Origin of the sequence: Arthrobacter agilis (assembly GCF_030816075.1) — a bacterium.
GTDB lineage: Bacteria > Actinomycetota > Actinomycetes > Actinomycetales > Micrococcaceae > Arthrobacter_D > Arthrobacter_D agilis_E.
Genome location: NZ_JAUSXO010000001.1, coordinates 3,707,806 through 3,730,013 on the forward strand (window position 1 = coordinate 3,707,806; position 22,208 = coordinate 3,730,013).

The 22,208-nt window shown below is 70.0% G+C and carries 16 protein-coding genes; 8 read left to right on the forward strand and 8 right to left on the reverse strand.

The genetic code is table 11. The features are described from left to right. Positions 1–57: 57 nt before the first annotated feature. The 4 genes from tgt to QFZ50_RS17545 all read right to left on the reverse strand — a co-directional run bounded on the left by tgt (position 58) and on the right by QFZ50_RS17545 (position 3,740). A complete protein-coding gene (tgt, locus tag QFZ50_RS17530) occupies positions 58–1,320 on the reverse strand; it encodes a tRNA guanosine(34) transglycosylase Tgt (protein ID WP_307086339.1) in 1,263 nt (420 codons plus the stop codon). A gap of 60 nt (positions 1,321–1,380) precedes the next feature. After that, on the reverse strand, positions 1,381–2,247 hold the full coding sequence (locus QFZ50_RS17535) for a DUF6707 family protein (RefSeq protein ID WP_307086341.1): 867 nt from the start codon (positions 2,245–2,247) through the stop codon (positions 1,381–1,383). A gap of 107 nt (positions 2,248–2,354) precedes the next feature. Further along, entirely contained in the window at positions 2,355–2,894 is a 540-nt protein-coding gene (locus tag QFZ50_RS17540; protein WP_307086343.1) for an NUDIX hydrolase family protein, read from the reverse strand. Between the two features lie 144 nt (positions 2,895–3,038). Continuing rightward, entirely contained in the window at positions 3,039–3,740 is a 702-nt protein-coding gene (locus QFZ50_RS17545; protein ID WP_307086345.1) for a VOC family protein, read from the reverse strand. Positions 3,741–3,957: 217 nt separating this feature from the next. On the opposite strand from QFZ50_RS17545, the gene QFZ50_RS17550 reads away from it, so the two are divergent. The 4 genes from QFZ50_RS17550 (at position 3,958) to QFZ50_RS17565 (ending at position 11,676) form a co-directional block, all read left to right on the forward strand. Further along, positions 3,958–4,563: a YdeI/OmpD-associated family protein gene (locus QFZ50_RS17550; protein WP_307086347.1), complete on the forward strand. Its 606-nt coding sequence runs from the start codon at positions 3,958–3,960 to the stop codon at positions 4,561–4,563. Positions 4,564–5,031: 468 nt separating this feature from the next. Further along, complete coding sequence (locus tag QFZ50_RS17555; RefSeq protein ID WP_307086349.1) at positions 5,032–9,039, forward strand: Ig-like domain-containing protein; 4,008 nt, start codon at positions 5,032–5,034, stop codon at positions 9,037–9,039. Positions 9,040–9,135: 96 nt separating this feature from the next. After that, positions 9,136–10,629, forward strand: coding sequence for a SpaH/EbpB family LPXTG-anchored major pilin (locus QFZ50_RS17560; protein WP_307086351.1), 1,494 nt, complete (start codon positions 9,136–9,138; stop codon positions 10,627–10,629). Between the two features lie 144 nt (positions 10,630–10,773). Further along, positions 10,774–11,676 carry a class C sortase gene (locus QFZ50_RS17565; protein ID WP_307086353.1) on the forward strand — a complete coding sequence of 301 codons (903 nt, stop codon included), beginning with the start codon at positions 10,774–10,776 and terminating at the stop codon, positions 11,674–11,676. Positions 11,677–11,734: 58 nt separating this feature from the next. Here QFZ50_RS17565 and QFZ50_RS17570 read toward each other — a convergent pair whose 3' ends face one another. Then, complete coding sequence (locus QFZ50_RS17570; RefSeq protein WP_307086355.1) at positions 11,735–12,793, reverse strand: glycoside hydrolase family 76 protein; 1,059 nt, start codon at positions 12,791–12,793, stop codon at positions 11,735–11,737. Between the two features lie 145 nt (positions 12,794–12,938). On the opposite strand from QFZ50_RS17570, the gene QFZ50_RS17575 reads away from it, so the two are divergent. The 4 genes from QFZ50_RS17575 (at position 12,939) to QFZ50_RS17590 (ending at position 19,140) form a co-directional block, all read left to right on the forward strand. Then, positions 12,939–13,724 (forward strand): SDR family NAD(P)-dependent oxidoreductase, encoded by a 786-nt coding sequence (locus QFZ50_RS17575; protein ID WP_307086357.1) that lies wholly within the window; start codon positions 12,939–12,941, stop codon positions 13,722–13,724. A gap of 39 nt (positions 13,725–13,763) precedes the next feature. Continuing rightward, on the forward strand, positions 13,764–14,927 hold the full coding sequence (locus tag QFZ50_RS17580; protein WP_307086359.1) for an acyl-CoA dehydrogenase family protein: 1,164 nt from the start codon (positions 13,764–13,766) through the stop codon (positions 14,925–14,927). Positions 14,928–15,234: 307 nt separating this feature from the next. After that, on the forward strand, positions 15,235–18,069 hold the full coding sequence (gene ppc, locus QFZ50_RS17585) for a phosphoenolpyruvate carboxylase (RefSeq protein WP_307086888.1): 2,835 nt from the start codon (positions 15,235–15,237) through the stop codon (positions 18,067–18,069). Positions 18,070–18,195: 126 nt separating this feature from the next. Beyond that, positions 18,196–19,140: an NADP-dependent oxidoreductase gene (locus tag QFZ50_RS17590; protein ID WP_307086362.1), complete on the forward strand. Its 945-nt coding sequence runs from the start codon at positions 18,196–18,198 to the stop codon at positions 19,138–19,140. 127 nt (positions 19,141–19,267) lie between these two features. On the opposite strand, the gene QFZ50_RS17595 is transcribed toward QFZ50_RS17590, so the two are convergent. The 3 genes from QFZ50_RS17595 to QFZ50_RS17605 are packed head-to-tail and all read right to left on the reverse strand — an operon-like array spanning position 19,268 to position 22,171. After that, the gene (locus QFZ50_RS17595) at positions 19,268–20,611 is read right to left on the reverse strand and encodes a TspO/MBR family protein (RefSeq protein ID WP_307086364.1); all 1,344 of its coding nucleotides are present in this window, start codon (positions 20,609–20,611) and stop codon (positions 19,268–19,270) included. Continuing rightward, a complete protein-coding gene (locus QFZ50_RS17600; RefSeq protein ID WP_307086366.1) occupies positions 20,574–21,209 on the reverse strand; it encodes a DedA family protein in 636 nt (211 codons plus the stop codon). The genes QFZ50_RS17595 and QFZ50_RS17600 overlap by 38 nt, the downstream gene beginning before the upstream one ends. Before the next feature lie 53 nt (positions 21,210–21,262). Continuing rightward, complete coding sequence (locus QFZ50_RS17605) at positions 21,263–22,171, reverse strand: RluA family pseudouridine synthase (protein WP_307086889.1); 909 nt, start codon at positions 22,169–22,171, stop codon at positions 21,263–21,265. Positions 22,172–22,208 lie beyond the last annotated feature (37 nt).

The window sequence follows — 22,208 nt, forward strand, 5'->3', positions numbered from 1 at the left end:
ATGTTCAATTCGCAGTGTAGCCCTGAATTGAACACGTTCAGAAACAGTGCGGACTCGCTAGGCGTAGTACCGCCCCAGCACCTCCGCCTTCAGGTCGTAGAAGGTGCCGTCCTCGATGGCTGCCCGAGCGTCGCCGACCATGCGCACCACGAAGCGCTCGTTGTGGATGGAGATGAGCGTCGCGGAGACCATCTCCTTGGCCTTGAACAGGTGGTGGATGTAGGCGCGGGTGTAATGGGTGCACGTGTAGCAGTCGCAGCCCTCGACCAGCGGCGTGAAGTCACGCCGGAACCGGGCGTTCGAGAGATTCCACCGGCCGTCCGGCGTGTAGAAGGCCGAGTTCCTGGCCACGCGGGTCGGGGAGACGCAGTCGAACGTGTCGGCGCCGTTCTCGATGCCCGTGAACAGGTCGTCCGGTTCGGAGATGCCGAGCAGGTGGCGGGGCTTGTCCTCGGGGAGCTCGTCGCTGCACCAGCCGAGGATCGTGCCGAGGTTCTCCTTCTCGAGCGCGCCGCCGATGCCGAAGCCGTCGAAGTTCATGCCGCCGAGGTCGGCGGAGGCCTTCCGGCGCAGGTCCTCGTACTGCGCGCCCTGGATGACGCCGAACAGGGCCTGATAGGGGCGGTGGCTGCGCTCGGCGGTGAGCCGCTCGTGCTCCGCGATGCAGCGCAGCGCCCACAGGCGCGTCCGTTCGAGGGACTCCTCCTGGTAGCCGCGCGAATTCATGAGCGTGGTGAGCTCGTCGAAGGCGAACATCACGTCCGCGCCGAGCTGGTGCTGCACCTGCATCGAGATCTCGGGCGTGAACCGATGGCGGTCGCCGTTGAGGTGGCTCTTGAACCAGACGCCGTCGTCGTCGATGTGCGCGAGGCGCTCCTTCCCGACGGCCACGCGGTCGTCGGCGCCGGCCTTCTCGGCGTCCACGGGGACATCCATGGTGATGACCTTCTTGAACCCCGAGCCGAGGCTCATCACCTGGAAGCCGCCGGAGTCGGTGAAGGTGGGACCGGGCCAGTTCATGAAGGCGCCCAGCCCGCCGGCCTCGTCGAGGATGTCCGCGCCGGGTTGCAGGTACAGGTGGTACGCGTTGGCGAGCAGGGCCTGGGCGCCGAGCTCGGCCATCGAACCGGGCAGGACCGCCTTCACGGAGGCCTTGGTGCCCACGGGGATGAACGCCGGTGTCCGGATCTCGCCGTGCGGCGTGGTGATCGTCCCGGTCCGCCCGTGCCGCCGTCCGCCGCTCCCCGCCCCGGGCGTCGTGTCCTCGAGGCGGCTGGAGACGGAGAAGGCGAATGAGGACTGCTGGGACTGTGGGTGCACCACCCTATTTTGCCAGCCCGCGGGCGGTCGGCCCGCCGCAGAGCCCGAGCCGGGGCCGGACTAGTCGGCGGCGAGCTGGTCGTTGAGCGCTCCGACGGCGGCCAGTTCGGCCGCGATGCGCCGCTCGAGGGCGTCGCGGCTCAGCGTCTCGGACCCGCCGTGTGCCCGCAGGTACAGCAGCACGCCGATGCGCAGCACCCGCCAGTCCCGTTCGACGTCGGTCTTCCCCGCCGCGGAGGCACGCAGGATCTCCGGGTCGTAGACGTTGGGCTCGTTGAGCTGGCGCTGCCGGTACACAGCGGCGGTCTTGGCCCGCAGGGGGTCCGTCTCGGCGTCGTCGGCCGCGCGGATCGCCGCCGAGTAGCGGGCCGAGCGGGCGTCGTCGTGCCGCGTGAGGTACGCGGCGATCGCGAGGCCGCCCTCGATCCACTTCCACCGCCCGAAGTTGCCGTCGAAGGGCAGGTCCGCGAGCAGATCGGCGACGGTCAGGGCCGACGCCGTGTCACCCTCGTCGATCAGCAGGGCGAGCGCGAGCTGGTGCAGGTCCTGGAGATTGCTGCCGGACTTGAGGTTGATGCCGCGCGCCAGTCGTCCGGCAACCTCCTGGACCGTCGCGCTGTCCGGGTGTCCCAGCGCGATCTGCGCCACGAGAGCCTCGGGGGAGCCGTGGTCGGCGGCGACGGCGGACACGCCGATCTCGGCGTCCGCCGGTTCGAGGTAGACCATCGATCCCGTGGCGATCGAGATGCGGCGCCCCTCGGCGACCGTCGCGACGACGAGCGCGGGTACGCCAAAATCGTCGTTCTCCACGGCGACCGCGGAGACCTCCGCCAGTGTGTCGCCGTCGGGGAGTGCCAGGACGTCGCCGGCCGTGAGCGCCTCGGCCGGGACCGCGCGCAGCCCTGTCCTGCTTCCTTTGTCCATCATGTACGTCGTGCCAACCTCTGCCAGTAGCCCCCTGGATGTGCTTCGGCGCCCCGGAGCGCCCGTTTCACGATACGTCAACGCGGGTGCCGGCGGGTGCCCGGTCCCGTCTAGCGACCCCAGCCGGCGTGGGCGAGAGCCTGGCGCAGCAGGTCTCCCCGCCCGCCCGAGAGCTCGGCCTGGATGGCGGGGCCCAGTGCCTCGGCGGGCGTCAGCCAGGACAGCTCGAGGGCGTCCTGCCGCGGAGCGCACTCGCCGGTCACGGGGATGATGTACGCGAGGGCGACGGCGTGCTGGCGGTCGTCGGTCAGGCCGGTCTCGGAGGGGGACGGGAAATACTCGGCGATCGTGAAGGGCAGGGGCGACGGCGCCAGCTGCGGCAGGGCGAGCGGCCCCAGGTCCTTCTCGAGGTGGCGCAGGAGCGCGGCCCGGATGGTCTCCCGGTACATGACGCGGCCGGAGACGAAGGTGCGCAGCATCTCGCCCTGCTCGTTCGCCTGGAGGAGCAGCCCCACCTCGTTGACGTAGCCCAGGGCGTCGCAACGCACCGGGATCGCCTCCACGTAGACCATCGGCAGGCGGCGGCGGGCCTCGTACAGGTCTTCTTCGGAGAGCCAGCCCGGGTTGGGATCAGGGGTGCGTACGTTCATACCCCAGTTCTATAGCAGACTCCCGACAAGCTCCCTGCGGCACGCGGTGCTTCGGCCCGTGGCTGAATCGCGGGGGCCGGTCCCGTGGCCGACGGCCGCGCCCACCCGCGGCATCACCGGTGGCATCGCCGGTGGTGGGAGGGTTCATCCGGAGGAGTCCCGCTGCTCCTCGTGGATCCGGATCCCGGCACCCCAGGGCGCGCGGATCCACACGGACCGCCCGGGCCCCTCGTCGGCCACCACGGGGTCGAAGCCACCGGCGCCGAGGTCCCCGGCGAGGTCCCGGACGTCGCCGTCGTACGCGAACGCGAGCTCCACGTCTCGGTGTCCTGCGGGCCGGACGGACACGATGCCGCCGTTCTTCGCGCGGAAGTCGTGCCGCGCGCCCTCGCCCGCGTTGTTCCCGGACCTGGCTCCCATGTCACCCAGGACCCGGGTGGCGGGAAGGACATCGGGCGTGTGCCAGAGGGCGAGGACCGACAACGGGGACGCGGGCGCGCCCGTCTCGCGTGGACCCTCGTCCGCGAGGAAGGACGTACCGTCGGGTGCCGTGATCCGCGCGGAGAGGCCGGCACCCTCCGCGGACAGCTCGACGGCGGTGCCGGCCTCCACCGTCCGGCGTGCGAACTCGCGGACGTCACCGACGTCGAACGCGAGGGCGGTGCGGCCGTCTTCCGCACTCCCCGCCCGGCAGGACCGCAGGGCCACCCTGCCGCTGCCGGCGTCGAACACGGAGGGGGACGCGTCCGGGAAGGGCTCCTGCGCGGGGTGGAGTCCGAGGGCCCGGAGGAAACCGGCGGCCGCGGGGACATCGGAGGTGTGGACAAGAAGGCGCACGCGGAGCATCAGTTCTCCCTGGGATAGGCGCGGAAGGACTGTTCCACGGACGCGGACAGGCGGGGGGGGGGGGGGGGGGGGGGGGCTCGTCGATACCGCGGTGCCCCACCTCGCGCCCCGGGTCCGGGGGCAGGTCCATGGTGAACTGCCCCTTTGGTTCGTCGGTCACGCCCAGGATGCTAGCAAGTCGGTAGGCGGTCGGAGCGAGGAGCCCTAAGGTGTTGGCATGAAGGCCGAACTCCCCGAGCTCCTGCTGCCCGACGCCCCCGCATGGCGGACCTGGCTGGAGGAGAACCACGCCTCCTCGCCCGGCGTCTGGCTGATCGAGCACAAGAAGGGCGGGACGACGACGGCCCTCACCTACGCGCTGGCCCTCGACGAGGCACTCTGCTTCGGCTGGATCGACGGGCAGGCGAGAAGTCGCGATGAGGGCAGCTACCTGCAGCGCTTCACCCCCCGCGGTCCGCGGAGCATGTGGTCGGCGCGCAACCGGACCTATGTGGACAGGCTGCGTGCCGAGGGACGGATGCGCGAGGCGGGGGAGCGGGCCGTCGCGGCGGCCCAGGCCGACGGCCGGTGGGAGCGCGCGTACGCCGGTCCCGCGACCGCCGAGATGCCCCCCGAGCTTCTGGCCGCGATCGAGGCCGACACCGATGCGCTCGCGACCTACCGCACCCTGACGTCGCAGAACCGGTTCGCCCTGTTCTTCCGCCTGTCCCAATTGAAGACCGATGCGGCGAAGGAACGGAACATCGCGAAGTTCGTCGCCATGCTGTCCAGGGGCGAGACCTTCTATCCGCAGGGCAAGAGGAACGGTGAAGGCGCGCGATAGTACGCTCCTCGGTCATTCTTGACCAGACCTTAAGGGTTCCCGCTGGTTTTCCCGCGGATCCGCTCGCTATGGTCGAGGGACTGGTCCGGTTTCCAAGAAAATCCTGAAATGCTCCCATCCGATCCGGAAGGAGCAACGAACCAGGACCGAACACCTGGTCGGACTGCGTGCAGCCACCGACCGAAGGACCATCCGGCCCCGCCATCCGTGCTGCTGGGGAGCAGAGGCTGAGCCGGCACAATTCCATTCGCATCCATCGCAGGGACCAGCGGGTCGCGGCGATTCTTTACAGGGGTATAAGTCTTGCCGCCACTTCGCGGGCGCCGGCGGTCTCACCGGCACACGGTCTCTCGAGCTCTTCTGCAGCGCATCATCGTGATGTGCCTCGCGGTCGTGCTCGGCGCGGGTTCCGTCTTCACGCTGTCCCTTGCGAGTGCGCCGGACGCTTCCGCAGCACGGATTGCAGGCGTGACGGACAACGGCACCGGGTACACGCAGGTGTTCACGCAAGCGAACACGGACAACATCACGGGGACCTGGGGACTCACGGGCGCGACCGCGCAGTCATCCACGCCGACGTCGTCACTGCCCGCACGCGGTTCGTCCGCAACCACATTCACACCGGCCCTGCCCAGCGGTACGGTGGTCGCGCAGATCGATACCGGGCCGCCCGCGAACTGCACGGCGACCACGACCACCCGGTATTGCTCGGGCTCCGGCACTATCACGGTGAACTTCAGCAAACCCGTCAACAACCCCGTATTCCACATCGCCGGACTCGGCGGCGGCATCACCAATGGCACCACGGGTGCTTTCGTCACCAGCTACTCGGCCTACGGCACGCTCAGCTCTGTGCCTTCCGGTGCAACCCTCGGCACTCCGGCCTCAGGTTCCACTAGCCTCGAGGTCGTCAATGGCAACCAGTTCCGCACCAGTGTCAACCAACCCGGCGTCACCTGTGATGCTCCGATCCCTGCGGGCTGCGGCAGCATGGTCGTCAACGGCACGGGACTGACGCAGATCTCCTTTGCGATGGGACTCAAGGTCTTCGGCGGCACCGCGACGCTCACTGCAACCAATGTGGACGCGTACAACGCCTTCGTCACGCTACAGGATCAGCCCGTTCCCGTCGCCGCCCCGGACACCAACACCACCAAGCGCAACACCCCGGTGACCACGTCGATCCTGACCAATGATGCACCCAGCGCCGGCAAGGCCCTCGTTCCCGGCTCCGTGGTCCTCTCCGCCCCTGGCATTGCCGGAGCTACCGTCAGCACCGACGGTAAGACACTGACCGTGCAGGGACAGGGTGTTTATTCGGTCATCACAACCGGCGCTGCGATCGGCCAGGTCGTCTTCACCCCCGTAGCAACTTTCGTCGGCACCGCGACGCCCATCAACTACCGCGTCTCGGACTCCGACAACTCCACCGCGACGTCCACCCTCACGGTCACCGTCACCGCCGACCCGCCCGGCCCTGTTGCCGACACCCCCACGACCAGTCAGGGCGTGCCGGTCACGTTCGACCCCACGGTCAACGACAACGGAGTCGACTCGCCCATCAACAAGGCCTCCGTCCGCCTCCTCGATCCCGCGACCGGCCAGTTCGGTACCACCCTCACCATCGCGGGCGAGGGCACCTACACCGTCAGCGCCGCCGGTGACGTCACTTTCACCCCCGTTCCCGCCTTCTCAGGGACGGCCCGCCCGGTGACCTACCGCGTCGCCAACCAGTCCGGTGCCACCGCGACGTCCACCATCACGCCGACGGTCACCCTCGGAGTGACCATCACAGTCCGCAAGAACCTGCCGACGCGAACGGCGGCGAACGACCAGTTCACCCTGTCGCTGCGAACGGGAACGACCGTGCTCGCGTCGGTCACGACGTCCGGCACCGCCACCGGCATCCAAGAGACGCAGATCCGCCGCGCATTCGTGCAGCCCGGTTCGACGTACACGATCTCCGAGGCACAGACCACCGGCGCGGGCCTCGGCTACTCCAACGCCTACGAGTGCACCCGTGCCGGCACCGTGATCGCGTCCGGGTCAGGGGCAGCAGGCACCATCACCATGCCCAACGAGGCAGGGACCGACGTCACCTGTACCTTCACGAACACCGCCCAGACTGCGCGCCTCTTCTGCGACACGAACCACTTCTACTCCATAACGACCGCCGGTGCCCTGGAACAGGGCGACATCGTGTCGGGGGGTCTTGCCCCGGTCGGCACCTGGCCGGGAGTTGCAGGGGCCAACGCCCTCGGTATCGGCTCGGGCGGGAACGTCGCCTACGCGATCGACCAATCGGCCGATCGAAGCGACGTGACGTCGATTCTCAAGTGGACTCCGGGTGGGGGGTTCGCGACGCTGACGAACACCTCGTACCTGACCGTGGCCGGCGGGGTCGAGATCGCCGGTGACATCGTTGCCGGCGCTGTGGACCCGAAGAGCGGCCGCTTTCTCTTCGGCAAGTTCGTCAACCAGCGGTTCCATATCTGGAGCTTCACCGACACCTTGAACGCCCCCAGCTTTGCTTATGTGGGTTCGTTTCCCACCGGCACCGCGCCGAACGGGAACGGAGACATGGCGTTCGACGCTGACGGCAACCTGTCCGTGATCGGCGCGGCTACGGTCAGCTCCGCAACCAATGCAGCGATCTACACGGTCACCGCCAAGGCCCTGGCCGACGGCGGCGATCTCGTGATGAGTACGTCGACGGTCAAGCAATTGAGCGGCACGGACGGCACCTTCACCGATTTCAGAGGTGTCGCGTTCTCACCGCGTGGCACCGTCTATCTGGCCGATGCGACCAGTGCCTACGAGTTCGACGCCACGACATGGAGTCGCGTGAGTGGCACACCGCGCATTCCGATCCCTTCCACGTCCACTTCTTTCGACCTCGCGAGCTGCTCGTCGCCCGCGACGATCACAGTGCAGAAGAACGTGGTGGGGCGCCAGAGCACGAACGACCAGTTCACGCTGACGGTAGCGGTAGGATCTCCGTCGACGGCGGTCGCCACGGCAACGACGAGCGGCGCGGCCAACGGCCCGCAGGCTGCGCAGATCGGGCCCTTCCCCGTCCCGATCGGCACCGCGGTCACGATCAACGAAGCCATGGCCGGCACCTCGGCCTCCCCCATCACGGCGTACACCACGATCTACGAGTGCTACTCCGACGGCGTGCGGCTGAGCACCGGCACCACCGCGACCGGCACCGTCACGATACCGAACAGGCTCAGCGCAGCCGTGAACTGCACGTACTTCAACTCTCCGGCTCCGGTCTCGAGTGTGCAGATCACGAAAACCATTCAGGAGTTCTCCGGCCTCCCTCGCCCCGGTGTCGGATGGACCGTTGGCACGACGGCGACTGCGGGCACCACGGGCAGTGCGACCGCCCTGCCCAGCCAGGCCCTGACACAGCCGGCGCTGACACAGCAGACGAATGCCGAGGGTAGGGCGAGCTGGACGGTGCTGTACGGCTCGACGACGTCCCGGGCAACGATCGTCGTCTCCGAGGTCCAACAGACGGGTTTCGCGTTCGTCAGCGGCTCGTGCCGCATCACGCTGAACGGCATATCCCGCACGGTCACCATCACTCAAATCGGGTCGACCATCGGTGCCAACCTCACGGACGTCGCACCCTCCTCGACAGTCGAGTGCCAGTTCGTCAACCGGCCCACGTCATCCCTCACGCTCGTCAAGCAGGTGGCCTTCGGGTCTGCGCAGCCGACCGACTGGACCTTGAGCGCGACCGGCCCCAACGGGGCCCTGCCTGGACCGTCCGGGCGGTCGGGCAGCGCAGCAGCCTCGGGAATCGCTGTCACACCCGGTGCTGCCTACCGCCTGAGCGAAACCGGAGGTCCGCTCACCTATGTGCAGACCGGGGCGTGGCAGTGCCGCACAGGAACCGGGGCAGCTGTCGACGTCACGGCTGCAGGGGAAGTCACCCCGATCGCGGGGGCCACGATCACCTGTACGGTGACGAACTCGACAGCGTCCATCACGCTGCTCAAGCAGGTCCAGAACCCACGGGCGGGCTTCCGAGCCCCGGACTGGAGGGTCACCGCGACACCGGCCGCACTGGCAGGCGGAGTCCTGCCGACGGAAAGCCGGCTCGGCGCCGAGTACGTCGCCTCGGGCAACCCGGCGAACACCTTCTTCGTGAGACCGGGCCACGGCTACACGCTGTCCGAGGCGGCCACGGATCCTACGCGGCCCCTCGCGTACCAGGAACTTCGTCTCGAACAGCTGACAGGGTCGACGTGGACCCTGGTGCCGTCACGAACCATTTCCGCTCCTGCGGCGGGCCAGACGGCGGTCTACCGCTTCGTCAACGCCCCCGTGGAGCCCACCAGACTGCCGCTCACCGGCGGCACGAGCACCGACGCGTACTACATCGGAGGGGGATTGCTGCTCATCCTGGCGCTCGCCCTCCTCGTGTGGCACGGGCGTCGACGAATGCGAGGCGCCTTCCGGTGATACGCGCACCGCTTCCCGTCCTACGTTCCTACTCTTCCCGCTCGCTCGCATCGGTCCCACCCTTGCATTCCTCACCTCACTCATAGGAGAAATCACGTGTCCATCCCCATTTTCCGGCGGGTCTCGGCCGCCCTCGGCGTGCTGGCGCTGAGCACGGCGGCAGCCTTCGTCGCCGTCTCGCCGGCGTCGGCCGTCACCCAACCGGGCAATATCAACCCCGATATCCCCCGCACCCTGACCATCCACAAGTTCGCGCTGGGCCCCGAGAACGGGCAGCAGATCGGCACCGGCCAGGAGGTCACGGTTCCGGGTACGCCGCTCGCAGGAGCGACCTTCACGGCGGCCCAGGTTCAGGGTGTCGACCTCACCACGCCGGGAGGCTGGACCACCGTGTCCAGCCTGACCCCTGCTACGGCTGCCAGCCGTGTCAACACTGCCGGTACCTACACGGCAACCACCGGCAGCGACGGTGTGGCGCGGTTCAACGACGGCGCCAGTCTCCCTCTGGGTCTGTATCTCGTGACCGAGACCAAGCTGCCGACCGGGGCGACCAACCCGGCCGCGCCGTTCCTCGTCACGCTGCCGTTCCCGACCGGTTCGGACGGCGCTCCGGCGAACCAGTGGATCTACGACGTGCACGCCTACCCGAAGAACGCCGTCACCGATCTTACGAAGACCCGCGTGCCGGCTCCGGCCAACTCGGTCGAGGCCCGCAATCCCGACCTGGTCCGCTGGGCGATCACCCAGAGCGTGCCGACGCTCGCGGGTGGCACCTCCCTCGACACGTTCACACTCACCGACTCGCTGCCCACGGACCTCGAGTACCTCGCGAACGGCCCGGACGGCGTCGCCCCGACGGCCGTGCAGGTCGTCAACGCGGCCGGCGTCACCCAGGGCTTCACCGCCGGCACGGACTACACACTCGTGTACGACGCGACCGCGCGTAATCTCACCGCTGACTTCACCCCTGCCGGCCGTACCCGACTGGCGTCATTCCCGGGTGGAAAGGTGACGCTCACCGTGCTGAGCCGTGCAGTGACGATCCCCGCCAGCGGCTTCATCGTCAACACGGCGACGGGCGTCGTGAACGGCAGCTCCACGACGGTCGAGGGCAGGACCCCGATCGGCCAGCTCACCGTGGCCGCCTTCCAGAACAACGGACGGAACCCGCTCGCCGGTGCCGTGTACCAGGTGTTCCTCAACGAGAACGACGCCAATAACAGCCAGAACCCCGTCTTCATCGACGGCGTCCAGAACTGGACGACCGGGGCGAACGGACAGGTCGCAATCCCGATCATCACGCCCGGCAACTACTACGTGCGTGAACTCACCCCTCCGGCCGGATTCCTGCTGCCGCGGCCGAGCCAGGCGCCGGTCCGGGTCGTGCCCGGTCCGAGCTCCACCGTCGCGCCGGTCCAGAACTACGTCGAGTTCCTGCATGACCAGGTTCCGGCCTTCGCGCTCCCGCTCACCGGTGGTGACGGCGCCCTGTGGTTCACCGTCGGCGGTACGGGGCTCATCGTGATCGCCCTCGGGACCGGCGTCATCGCTGCGCGCCGTCGTGCCACGTCGGCACTCGCAAGCGCGTAACGTAGCACCGTGAATGAGAAGGCGGGGCGTCAGGAAGGCGCCCCGCCTTCGCGCGTCCCGGACGAGACATCCGGACCATCGTCCGCCGCTCCGCCGGGTCCGACCAGGCGCGAGCGGAACCGGATCCTCCGGTGGCGGCTCCCGGTGCTGCCCTTGCTGATCGCGATCGCGGTCGTCGCCGGAGCGGCACTCCTCCTCTACCCGGCCGCGGCCGGGTGGTTCAGCTCGGTCGAGCAGTCGCGCGAGATCGACAAGCTCACCGAGGGAATCCACGATCTCGGCGCCGACACCCTGCGCGAGAGGCTCGCCGAAGCACGCGAGTACAACCAGGCGATGAACGGGGGCGGGGCGGCCGTCGCGGCGAACGAACGGCTCCCGCTCGCCAACGAACCGGGTTCCGAGGACGAGCAGCAGTACCTCTCGATGCTCCGGGGAGATTCCCAGGGACTGATGGCGCGAATCAGGATTCCCTCGATCAAACTCGACCTGCCGATCTACCACGGCACGAGCAACGCCGTCCTGGAACGTGGAGTCGGCCACCTCGAAGGCACTGCGCTCCCCGTCGGCGGGCCGTCGACCCACTCCGTGCTCACCGGCCATAGGGGCCTCGCGACCTCGGAGCTCTTCACCAACCTCGACAAGGTCACGGTCGGCGAGACTTTCACCATCGAGGTCTTCGGCGAGATCCTCGCCTACCGTGTCGCCGAGACCCTCGTCGTAGAGCCCGAGGACACCGAGAGCCTCCTCGTGCAGCCGGGCAAGGATCTGATCACCCTCGTCACCTGCACTCCCCTCGGGATCAACAGCCACCGCATCCTGGTCACGGGGGAGCGTGTGATCCCCACCCCCCAGGCCGACATCGACGCGGCGGGCGACGCCCCCGACGTGCCCGGCTTCCCATGGTGGATGGTCACCGCCGGCGGCGTGATCCTGGGCGCGGGCGCCTATGTGTGGGTCTCAGGACGGCCGCCGCGGGCCGTGCGGCTGCAGAATGCGCAGGAGCGTCAGGCACTGACCCTGGACCAGCTGGTCGACCGAGCACGATGAGACCGAATGCCTCGCTCCGCGCGGTGGACGGCTGATCCGCTGGGCGCCGGAGGGCGTGTCAGTGCCGGACGATCCGGTGCCGGCACGCCCTTTCCGCTTCCAGGACCATCCACGCCTGGAGCTGGGAGGAGAGGCTGACGGGTCCGTCCTGCCGCGGCGGGAACAGGAGCGCCGGGGTGCCCGCCTGCCCGGAACGACCCTGGGGACCGCCGACCTCCGTGCGGTCCGCCCAGAGGCGCTCCGCCGTGGCTCCGAGGAGGCCCCGTGCCGTCGCTGCAGCCTGTGGGTCCATCCCCGGAGCACGGACGGTGGACGCGAGGTAGCGCGCGAGGATGCCGGTGAACAGCCCGGCATCACCGCCCCCGGAGAGCGGCAGGACGCCGTCGTCGCCGGCCAGGTGTCCCGCGACCGCTTCGACGAGGCGCGCGGCGTGCCCGAGATTCGCCCCGCCGCCCGTCGCCACGAGCGCGCCGAGTACGGTGCCCTGGTTGTAGGTGTGCACGGTGCGCTCCACGGTCCCCTCGGCGCTCCCGTCGGCTTTCACGCCGTCGAGGTACAGGCCCGTGACGGGGTCGTACAGACGCGACCGGAGCCAGTCCAGCAGCTCCTGGGCCCGGGCGGTGTCCCCGGCCCGGGCGAAGAAGAGTGCGGCGGGCGCGGTGCTGGGGGTGTTCTTGTAGTCGCGGGTGGTGTTCCAGTAGACACCACCGCCCAGGTCCGGTGTGTGCGCGGATGCCAGGGCTCCTCCGAGGACGCGCGCACGGCGCCTGAGCCGCCGTCGTCCCTCCACCGCGCCGAGGCGCTGGAGGGCCAGGGCCAGCCAGGCCATGTCGTCGTAGTAGGCGTTGCGCCACCGGCCGCCGTTGCGCAGCCAGATGCCGCGGGCCAGTTTCCGCGCCTCGCCCAGGCCATCACCGAGGGGATCGCGCAGATGCTCGTCCAGGAGGCAGTCGAGGTAGTGCGCCTGCCACCAGTAGTGCCAGTGGCTCCTCGGGTCGGTCGGGGGCGGGAAGGCGATGGCGCCGAGTCTCGTCCCGGGGACACGCAGGCTCCGGCGGGCGTAGAGACGCCGGACGCTGCTGGCGGCGAGGGAGGCGGCGTCGTCAGGGATGGGCATGTGACCACCCTAGCCACGCCCGGTACCCTGAAGATTGCGCAGGATGCGCAATCGGACCCCCGCCGGGTGCGCAGTGAACCACGTCACAGTACGCTGAGCGCGGGGACGGACCAACGGCGGTCCTCCCGTCGTGGAAGGACCAGGCATGGATAGCAGGGGAGCGGTAGCGCTCGTGACAGGCGGTGCCTCGGGACTCGGACTCGCTACCGCCCGGAGGCTGTTCGACGACGGGGCCTCGGTGGTGCTCGTCGATCTCCCGCAGTCCGCCGGTGCGGATGCCGCGGCCGACCTCGACCCCTCCGGCGCCCGCGTGCGGTTCGTCGCCGCCGACGTCGCCGATCCGGCCCAGGTGCAGGCTGCGGTCTCTGCCGCCTCGGAGCTCGGCGCGCTGCGGATCGTCGTCAACTGCGCCGGTATCGCCACGCCGGGCAAGGTCCTCGGACGGAACGGCGTCCTGCCCCTCGAGGAGTTCGCCCGCGTCATCAACGTGAACCTGGTGGGTACGTTCAACGTCATCCGGCTCGCCGCGGAGGCCATGGCCGCCACCCCTCCGGTGACCGGCCTCGGCGGTTCCGACGAGCGCGGCGTCATCATCAACACCGCGTCCGTCGCCGCCTTCGACGGGCAGATCGGGCAGCCGGCCTACTCGGCCTCCAAGGGCGGCGTCGCCGCCATGACCCTCCCCATCGCCCGCGAGCTCGCCCGGTCCCTGATCCGCGTGGTCACGATCGCCCCGGGGATCTTCGAGACGCCCATGATGGCCGGCCTGCCGCAGGAGGCCCAGGACTCCCTCGGCGCCCAGGTCCCGCACCCCTCACGTCTCGGCAAGCCCGTCGAGTACGCGGCGCTCGCCGCGCACATCGTCGAGAACCAGATGCTCAACGGCGAGACGATCCGCCTCGACGGCGCCATCCGCATGGCGCCGAAGTAGAGCACGCCCCGGTCTCAGTTCGATCGAAAGGACGGCTCGATGGAGAGCCAACTGCCCACCGCCGATTTCCTCGGCTTCGAATCCCTCCTCTCCACCCACGAGCGGGAGAAACTCCAGGACGTCCGGGACTTCCTCGCGAAGGAGGTCTCTCCGCGTGCCGTCGAATGGTGGAACCGCGCCGAGTTCCCCCACGAGCTGCTGCCGAAACTCGCCGGGCTGAACCTCAGCACCCCCGTGCAGCAGGGCTACAGCCACCTGTTCAGCGGCATGGTGATCGCCGAGCTGACCCGGGCCGACACCTCGATCGCGACGTTCTTCATGGTCCACCACGACCTCTTCGTCGAGGCCCTCCACACCTTCGGCAGCGAGGAGCAGAAGGCACGACTGCTGCAGGACGCCATGGACCTGCGGATCACCGGGGCCTTCGCGCTCACGGAGCCGCTGCACGGGTCCGACGTCGCCGGCGGCATGGCCACCACCGCCACGCGGGACGGCGACACCTGGGTCATCAACGGCGCGAAGCGGTGGATCGGCAACGGGACCTTCTGCGACTACATGCTCCTCTGGGCGCGGGACACGGCGACCGGGGGAGTGCGCGGCTTCATCCTCGACGCGACACTGCCCGGCGTGACCCGCACCGCCATCGGGAACAAGACGGCGCTGCGGACGGTGCAGAACGCCGACATCCTCCTCACGGATGTGCGCGTCCCGGAGGCCGACCGCTTCGCCGGGATCGAGTCCTTCGACGACACCCGGCAGCTCCTGCTCGGCTCCCGCATCCTCGTGGGCTGGCAGGCCGTCGGCCAGCAGCTGGCCGCGTTCGACGTCGCCCGCCAGTACGCCGTGGAGCGCCGGCAGTTCGGCCGGCCGATCGCCGGCTTCCAGCTCGTCCAGGACCAGCTCGTCACCATGATGGGCAACACGACGGCGAGCCTCGCGGTGATGGCGCGGGTCGCCCAGCTGCAGGAGCAGGGCGTGTCCGACATGCCCCAGGCCGCGTTCGCGAAGTCCTTCACCACCGCACGCATGCGGGAAACCGTGGCCCTCGGGCGGGGCATCCTCGGCGGGAACGGGATCGTGACGGACTTCTGCATGGCGAAGATCTTCGCCGACGCGGAGGCGGTCTACACCTACGAGGGGTCCTACGAGATCAACAGCCTCATCGTGGGCCGGGCGCTGACCGGCATCTCCGCGTTCGCCTGATCCGGCCTCCATCGTGCTCGCCGGCCGGGGTGTGTGCCGGTGGGTCGGAGCGCCCGTCGTTCCTGGTTCCTGGCCACCACGGGCGCGTCGGACGACGACACGCCGCACCTCGGGTGTGCTGCAGGCAGAACCCGGGAACGACGGCGGGTGGGCAGCCCGATCGGGACCGTGGTACCCGGCGGCTGCTTCACATGACGGACGGGGTGAGGCGCCCGCCACATTACTGGGTAGTATCCCAACAGCAATCCGTCGTATCCAGTGCCGCATACGCCCGTTTTCCATGCCCTGAAAGCAGGCCGTTGTGACAGTGCCCCTCGAAGTGTCCCCGCTGCAGCCCGCCGACCCGTTCGGCGGTGCCGCGGGTGACCTCAGTTCCGATCTCCGCGCCGACGTCCGGCGCGTGAGCACGCTGCTCGGTGAATCGCTCGTGCGCCAGCACGGCCAGGAGCTGCTCGACCTCGTGGAGAGGGTCCGCCTGCTCACCAAGCAGTCGAAGGAGTCCGGCAGCGGTGCCGACGCCGGCGAGCGGGCCGCCCTGACGGAACAGGTGCGGGAGCTGCTCGCCGCCCTCCCCATCGACCGGGCCACCGAGCTGGTGCGGGCCTTCGCCGCCTACTTCCACCTCGCCAACGCCGCCGAGCAGGTGCACCGCGTGCGCGGGCTCCGCACGCGGCCCGAGGAGGACGGCTGGCTGGCGCACACGGTGTCGCGGATCGCGGCGGACGCCGGGCCCGAGGCGCTGGCGGACGTCGTGCAGGCCCTCGACGTCCGCCCGGTGTTCACGGCGCACCCCACCGAGGCCTCGCGCCGCTCCGTGCTGGACAAGCTACGCCGGCTCTCCGACATCCTCGCGGACACCACGGCCGAGGGCTCGCAGCAGCGGCGCCGCCAGGACCGGAGACTCGCCGAGGTGATCGACCTGATCTGGCAGACGGACGAGCTGCGCCAGGTGCGGCCCACGCCGATCGACGAAGCCCGCAACGCCATCTACTACCTCGGCGACATCCTCACCACCTCCATGCCCGAGCTGCTCGAGGACCTCTCGGACCTCCTGGCCGAACACGGCGTCGCCCTGCCGGCCGAGGGGGCGCCGCTCAGGTTCGGCTCCTGGATCGGTGGTGACCGTGACGGCAACCCGAACGTCACCGCCGCCGTCACCCGCGAGATCCTGCAGATCCAGAACCAGCAGGCCGTCCGGATCGCCATCCACTTCCTCGACCGGCTGATCTCGTCGCTGTCCTCGTCGACGGCGATCGTCGCGGCGTCCGATGAGCTGACCGCGTCCATCGAACGCGACCTCGAGAACCTGCCGCGGCTCGACAAGCGCGTCCTCGAACTCAACGCACAGGAGCCCTACCGGCTCAAGCTCACGTGCGTGAAGGCGAAGCTCCTCAACACCGCGACCCGGGTCCAGAACCAGACCGCGCACGAGCCCGGGCGCGACTACAACACGACAGCCCAGGTGCTCGCGGATCTCCGGCTCGTCGGCGATTCCCTCCGGCAGCACTCCGCGGGCCTCGCGGCGGACGGCGCGCTCGCCACCGCGTCACGGGTCATCTCCTCCGTCGGCCTGCACCTCGCGACCCTCGACGTCCGTGAACACGCGGACATGCACCACGACGTCGTCGCCCAGCTGGCCGACCGCCTCGGCGAGCTCGACAGGCCCTACCTCGAGCTGGGCCGTGAGGACCGACGCCGGGCCCTGTCCCGTGAACTCGCATCGCGGCGCCCGCTCGCCACGGTGAACCCGCCGCTCGACGACGGCGCGAGGCGCACCTTCGACGTCTTCCGCGAGATCGCCTCGGCGCTGGAGACCTACGGCCCCGACGTCATCGAGACGTACATCGTGTCCATGACCCGCGGGGCGGACGACGTCCTCGCGCCGGTGGTGCTGGCCCGTGAGGCGGGACTGGTCGACGTCGTCGGGGACGGCTCGGGAGGCCCGGACTCCGGCGCGTTCGCGAAGATCGGCTTCGCGCCGCTCCTCGAGACGGTGGACGAACTCCGTGTCTCCGCCGAGATCGTGGACACCCTGCTCTCCGACCCGACGTACCGCGAGGTGGTGCGCCTGCGCGGGAACCTGCAGGAGGTCATGCTCGGCTACTCGGACTCCAACAAGGAATCCGGCGTCCTCACGAGCCTGTGGGAGATCCACAAGACGCAGCGCCGCCTGCGCGACGTCGCCGCGAAGCACGGCGTGCGCCTCCGGCTGTTCCACGGTCGCGGCGGATCCGTGGGCCGCGGTGGCGGGCCCACGTACGATGCCATCCTCGCCCAGCCGAACGGCGTCCTCGAGGGGGAGATCAAGTTCACCGAGCAGGGTGAGGTGATCAGCGACAAGTACTCGCTGCCCGCCCTGGCCCGCGAGAACCTCGAGCTCTCCCTCGCCGCCGTCATGCAGGGATCCGCGCTGCACCGCACGCCCCGAACCTCCGACGACGACCGCGGGCGCTGGGCCGAAGTCATGGAGACGGTGTCCGACGCCGCGTTCACCCGCTACCGCTCCCTGATCGACCACGAGGACCTGCCCGCGTACTTCCTCGCCTCGACGCCGGTCGAGCAGCTCGGCTCGCTCAACATCGGCTCGCGGCCGTCCAAGCGTCCCGACTCGGGAAGCGGACTCGGTGGGCTCCGCGCGATCCCGTGGGTCTTCGGGTGGACGCAGTCGCGCCAGATCGTCCCGGGCTGGTTCGGCGTCGGGTCCGGGCTGCGGGCCGCACGGGAGGCGGGCCACGGGGCGTTACTCACGGACATGCTCGACCGCTGGCACTTCTTCCGCACGGTCGTCTCGAACGTCGAGATGACGCTCGCCAAGACGGACCTCGAGATCGCAGCACACTACGTCGAGGCCCTGGTGCCGGGTGAGCTGCAGCACCTCTTCGGCGTGATCCGCGAGGAGTACCAGCTCACGCTGGCCGAGATCCGCTGGCTCACCGGCGAGCACGAACTGCTCGACAACCAGCCCGTGCTCAAGCGGTCCCTGGCCGTCCGCGACCAGTACCTCGACCCGATCTCCTACCTCCAGGTCGAACTGCTGCGCCGGGTACGTGCGGAATCCGACGGCGGTCCCGACGGGCAGCTCCAGCGGGCCATGCTGATCACCATCAACGGCGTCGCCGCGGGGATGCGCAACACGGGCTGATCGGGGCCCGGCGCCGTCCTGGCCTCCGATCCGGGTGTGCCCCGCCGGAATACGGGCCGGACGGCATGGGTTGCCGCCTCTGGAAGCAGAACGGCGGCAGCCGGACCACCCCCGAGGAGGAGCACCATGAAGGCAGTGTTTTACGAGCAGTACGGCGATCCGGGCGTCCTGCAGTACGGTGACCAGCCCGACCCGAAGGTGGGGCCGGATTCCGTGCTCGTCGACGTGCGCGCATCATCGGTCAATCCTGTGGACTGGAAGATCACCGCGGGCTACCTCGACGGCGCGCTGCCCACCCATTTCCCGGTGATCCCGGGCTGGGACGTGGCCGGCGTCGTCGTGCAGCCGGGCCCCTCCGTGACGGAGTTCGAGGCCGGCGACGAGGTCATCGGCTACGTCCGCATGGACACCGTGGGTCTCGGGACGTTCGCCGAGCAGGTGGCGGCTCCCGTGCGGACCCTGGCGCGGAAGCCTCGCAACGTGTCCTGGGCCGAGGCCGCCACGATGCCGCTCGCCGGGCTCACCGCCTATCAGGCCCTCCAGGCGGTCGGCGCCGGGGAGGGCGATACCGTGCTCGTGCACAACGGTGCAGGCGGCGTGGGCACCTACGCCATCCAGATCGCGAAGGCGTGGGGAGCCCGCGTGCTGGCCACGGCGTCGGAGAAGAACCACGACTTCCTGCGCTCCCTCGGCGCCGAGCCGCTGACGTACGGCGACGGCCTGGCGGAGCGTATCCGTGAGGCGGCGCCCGAGGGGCTCGACGCCGTCGTCGACTTCGTGGGCGGCGACGACAGGGTCGCGTCCCTGGAGCTCCTCAAGGACCAGGCGCGCGCGGCCTCCGTGGCCGACGCCGAGGCCAAGGACACGGGCGGCCGCTACATCTTCGTCCGGCCGAACCCCGCCGACCTCCTCGCGCTCACCGAGCTCGTCGAGGCGGGGAGCGTGAAGCCGGTCCTCGCGGAGACGTTCCCGCTGGAGCGCGCCGCCGACGCCTTCCGCAGCAGCATCGACGGTCACGTGCGCGGCAAGATCGCCGTCACGGTAGGCGGGCAGGGCGCCTCCGGGCACTGACCGGCCGGACGTCCTCCGATCGACCCCGGTCGGCGCCGTGCGGTGGGGCCGGTATCCCCACCGCACGGGCCCGCAGGCGGGACGCGGCCGCCATGGGGACCCGCGGAGTCCGTGGGGACAGACGCCCCTAGTAGCGCGAGTCCTCGTAGTCGTCCCCGGTGAGGTCGATCGGCTCCCGCTGGGCGTCCTCCTCGGCGCGCAGCCAGCGCCGGTAGGCGTGATCCACCCGGTGCCGGCGCGAGCCCGCGGTGATGAGCAGCAGGAAGATCGCCAGCGCGGCCACGAAGGCGACGATCAGCGCCGACGGCTGCCCGAGCGCCCGCTCGACGGCGATCCACAGCAGCCCCCAGGACGTGGCCGCGGCGACGGCGAGCCGTCCGCGGTCGGTCGAGCAGACCACGGCGGCGGTCATCAGGACCGCGATGATTCCGAGGTTGGCCCACGCCCTGCCGCCCCAGCCGAACAGGTCGACGTCGCCGGCCGTCAGGACCGCTGCGGCGTTCGCCGCCGCGGCCACCAGCACCCAGCCGAGATAGAGCCCTATCGGCGTGTCGACGACAGCGCCCTCGAGCCGCGTCTCGCTCGGATGGTCGTTCAGGGTCCGGACGGCCGCGAGGAGGGTGAAGAAGAGGAGCATGATCACCACGAGGCTCAGCGCCAGCAGGCCCGCCTGGGCGGTGAGGATCCACGCGAGGTTCAGGAGCATCGAGGCGGCGACGATCCAGCCCAGGCGCCGCTGGCGCCCGGTCCGCCTCTGCGACGGCAGCCACTGGAACACCGTGTAGGCCACGAGCCCCGCATAGATGACGCTCCAGATGGAGAAGGCGGACGACGACGGCGCGAGCAGCGTCGCGTCCGGAGCGAACAGGCCGCCCGCGGCGTCCCTGATCGACGGACCGCCGAAGGCGCCGACGCCCGCCGCCGAGCCGAGGACGCAGGCCAGGGCGCAGGCCGTGACGACGACCTGCCGCACGACGTCCCGATCCCAGGTACCGGCATGGCGCACAGCCGTACTGCTGCCGCGGCGCGCCGCCCGGTAGGTCGCGTCCGCGGCGGTCCTCGCCTTGCCTGCGACGACCCTGGCCGACTCGGAGGCCCGTTCCGAGACGACCCTCGCCGAACCGACAGCCCGTTCCGAGACGACCCTCGCCGAGCCCGCGGCCCGTTCCGAGGCGATCCGTAGCCGGTCCGGGGACCCCGAACCGTCGCCGGAACCGTCCGATCCCCGCACGGCTGCGTGTGAGGGCGTCACCTGTCGTGGCTGGGCAGGAGCTGCCTCCGACGCCGGACGCGCCCGGTCGGGGCCGTCGTCGTCGGCCACGGCCACGGCGCGCGGCTGGGCGGCTCGAAGGCGTTCGAGGACGCTCGCCGTGTCGGAGGGCGGCCCCGCCGCCGGTGTGCTGTGGTCGATCGTCGGCGGCCGGACGGGTTTGTCAGGGAGCCGGGGTCCCGGGGTCTTCGGGGTGCTCATGCGCTTTGGTGGCCTTCCGGTGTTTCTTCACAGCGAGGGTTGCCGCGGTGATGGCTCCCACCAGCGTACCGACCGCCATTCCGAGCAGGGCGCTGACGCCGGTGGGCAGGCCGGTGGAGGCTCCCGCGACGAAGCCGAGGCCGATGAGCCATGCGGTCCACAGCACGCCTCCGGCCGCCGCCGCGAGCATGAACGGGCGGAACGGGAGCTCCGCGATGCCCGCGGCGGCCACACTCGCGGTGCGCCCGCCGGGGAGGAAACGGACGGCGACGACGGCGGCGTACGTGGGCGAGGTGCCGGCCTTCTCGATGGCGCTGCGCAGCCCCCGGTGGATGGAGCGACCCCACCGGAAGCGGTCGAGGAAGTGGGTGAGCCGCCGCCGGAACAGGAGGAAGATCGCGACGTCGCCGAGCCAGCTCCCGGCGAACGTGGTGACGACGGCGAAGGGGAGGAGGAGCCGGCTGTGGGCGGACATGGTCCCGGCGCCGATCACGAGGAGTTCCGAGGGCACGACGGGAAGCACGACGTCGACGAAGATCACCGCGAACATGACGAGGAGGTAGAGCGGTGCTGGGATGTCCGTACCGGGCAGTTCCACCCTGCAAATCTACCGTCCGGGCCGCGCCTCCGGGCCGGACGGCAGGGAATGATTCAGGCGAATTCGCTGAGGGTGAGGCCGGATTCGAACTGCCGCTCGGCGCCGGTCAGCGGGTCGCGGAAGGCGATGCTGTGCGCGAGGAGCTGCAGCGGCCGGGTGTAGTCGTCCGGCGCCTGCGGATGGAGCACGGGGTAGAACGGGTCGTTGATGATCCCGAGGCCGAGCGACGCCATGTGCAGCCTCAACTGGTGCGTCTTGCCGGTGTGCGGTTGCAGCCGGTACAGCCCCCGGTCCTCGCGCTGGTCGAGCAGGCTCACAGTGGTGTGGGTGTTCGCGGGCCCCTCGACCTCCTGCGCCAGGAGGTAGGTGCGCGATTTCACGATCCGGCTCCGGACGTCGAGCGGCTCGGTGTCGAGGTGCAGTTCGGGCCGTACGGGCGCCACCGCCCGGTACTCCTTGCTGATGCGCCGGTTCTCGAAGAGCAACTGGTAGGCGCCGCGGGTCTCCGGATCGACGGAGAACATGAGGATACCCGCCGTCATCCGGTCCAGGCGGTGCATGGGGATGAGATCCGGGAGGTCCAGCCCGACGCGCAACCGGACGAGGGCGGACTCCGCGACGTACATCCCGCCCGGGGTGGTGGGCAGGAAGTGCGGCTTGTCGACGACGAGCAGATGCTCGTCCCGGTGCAGCACCGACAGCTCGACCGGCAGGCGCTCCTCCACGGGCAGCTCCCGGTAGTACCAGACGAAGGTGTGCTCGCCCAGCGGGGTGGACCGGGTCAGGACCTCGCCCCCGAGCGCGACCACCTCGCCGCGGTCGAAGCGCTCACCGATGCCGTCCGGGTCCACGTGGTCGAACCGGTCGAGGATGTACTCGAGCGCCGTCGCCCAGGGGCCTTCGGCGGGCAGCCGGAGCCGGGTCGCGTTGACGCCGTTGCGCACGGGCAGGGGAGAGCGCATCGCCATCACCGCACCACCCGCCCGTCGCCGTCCACCC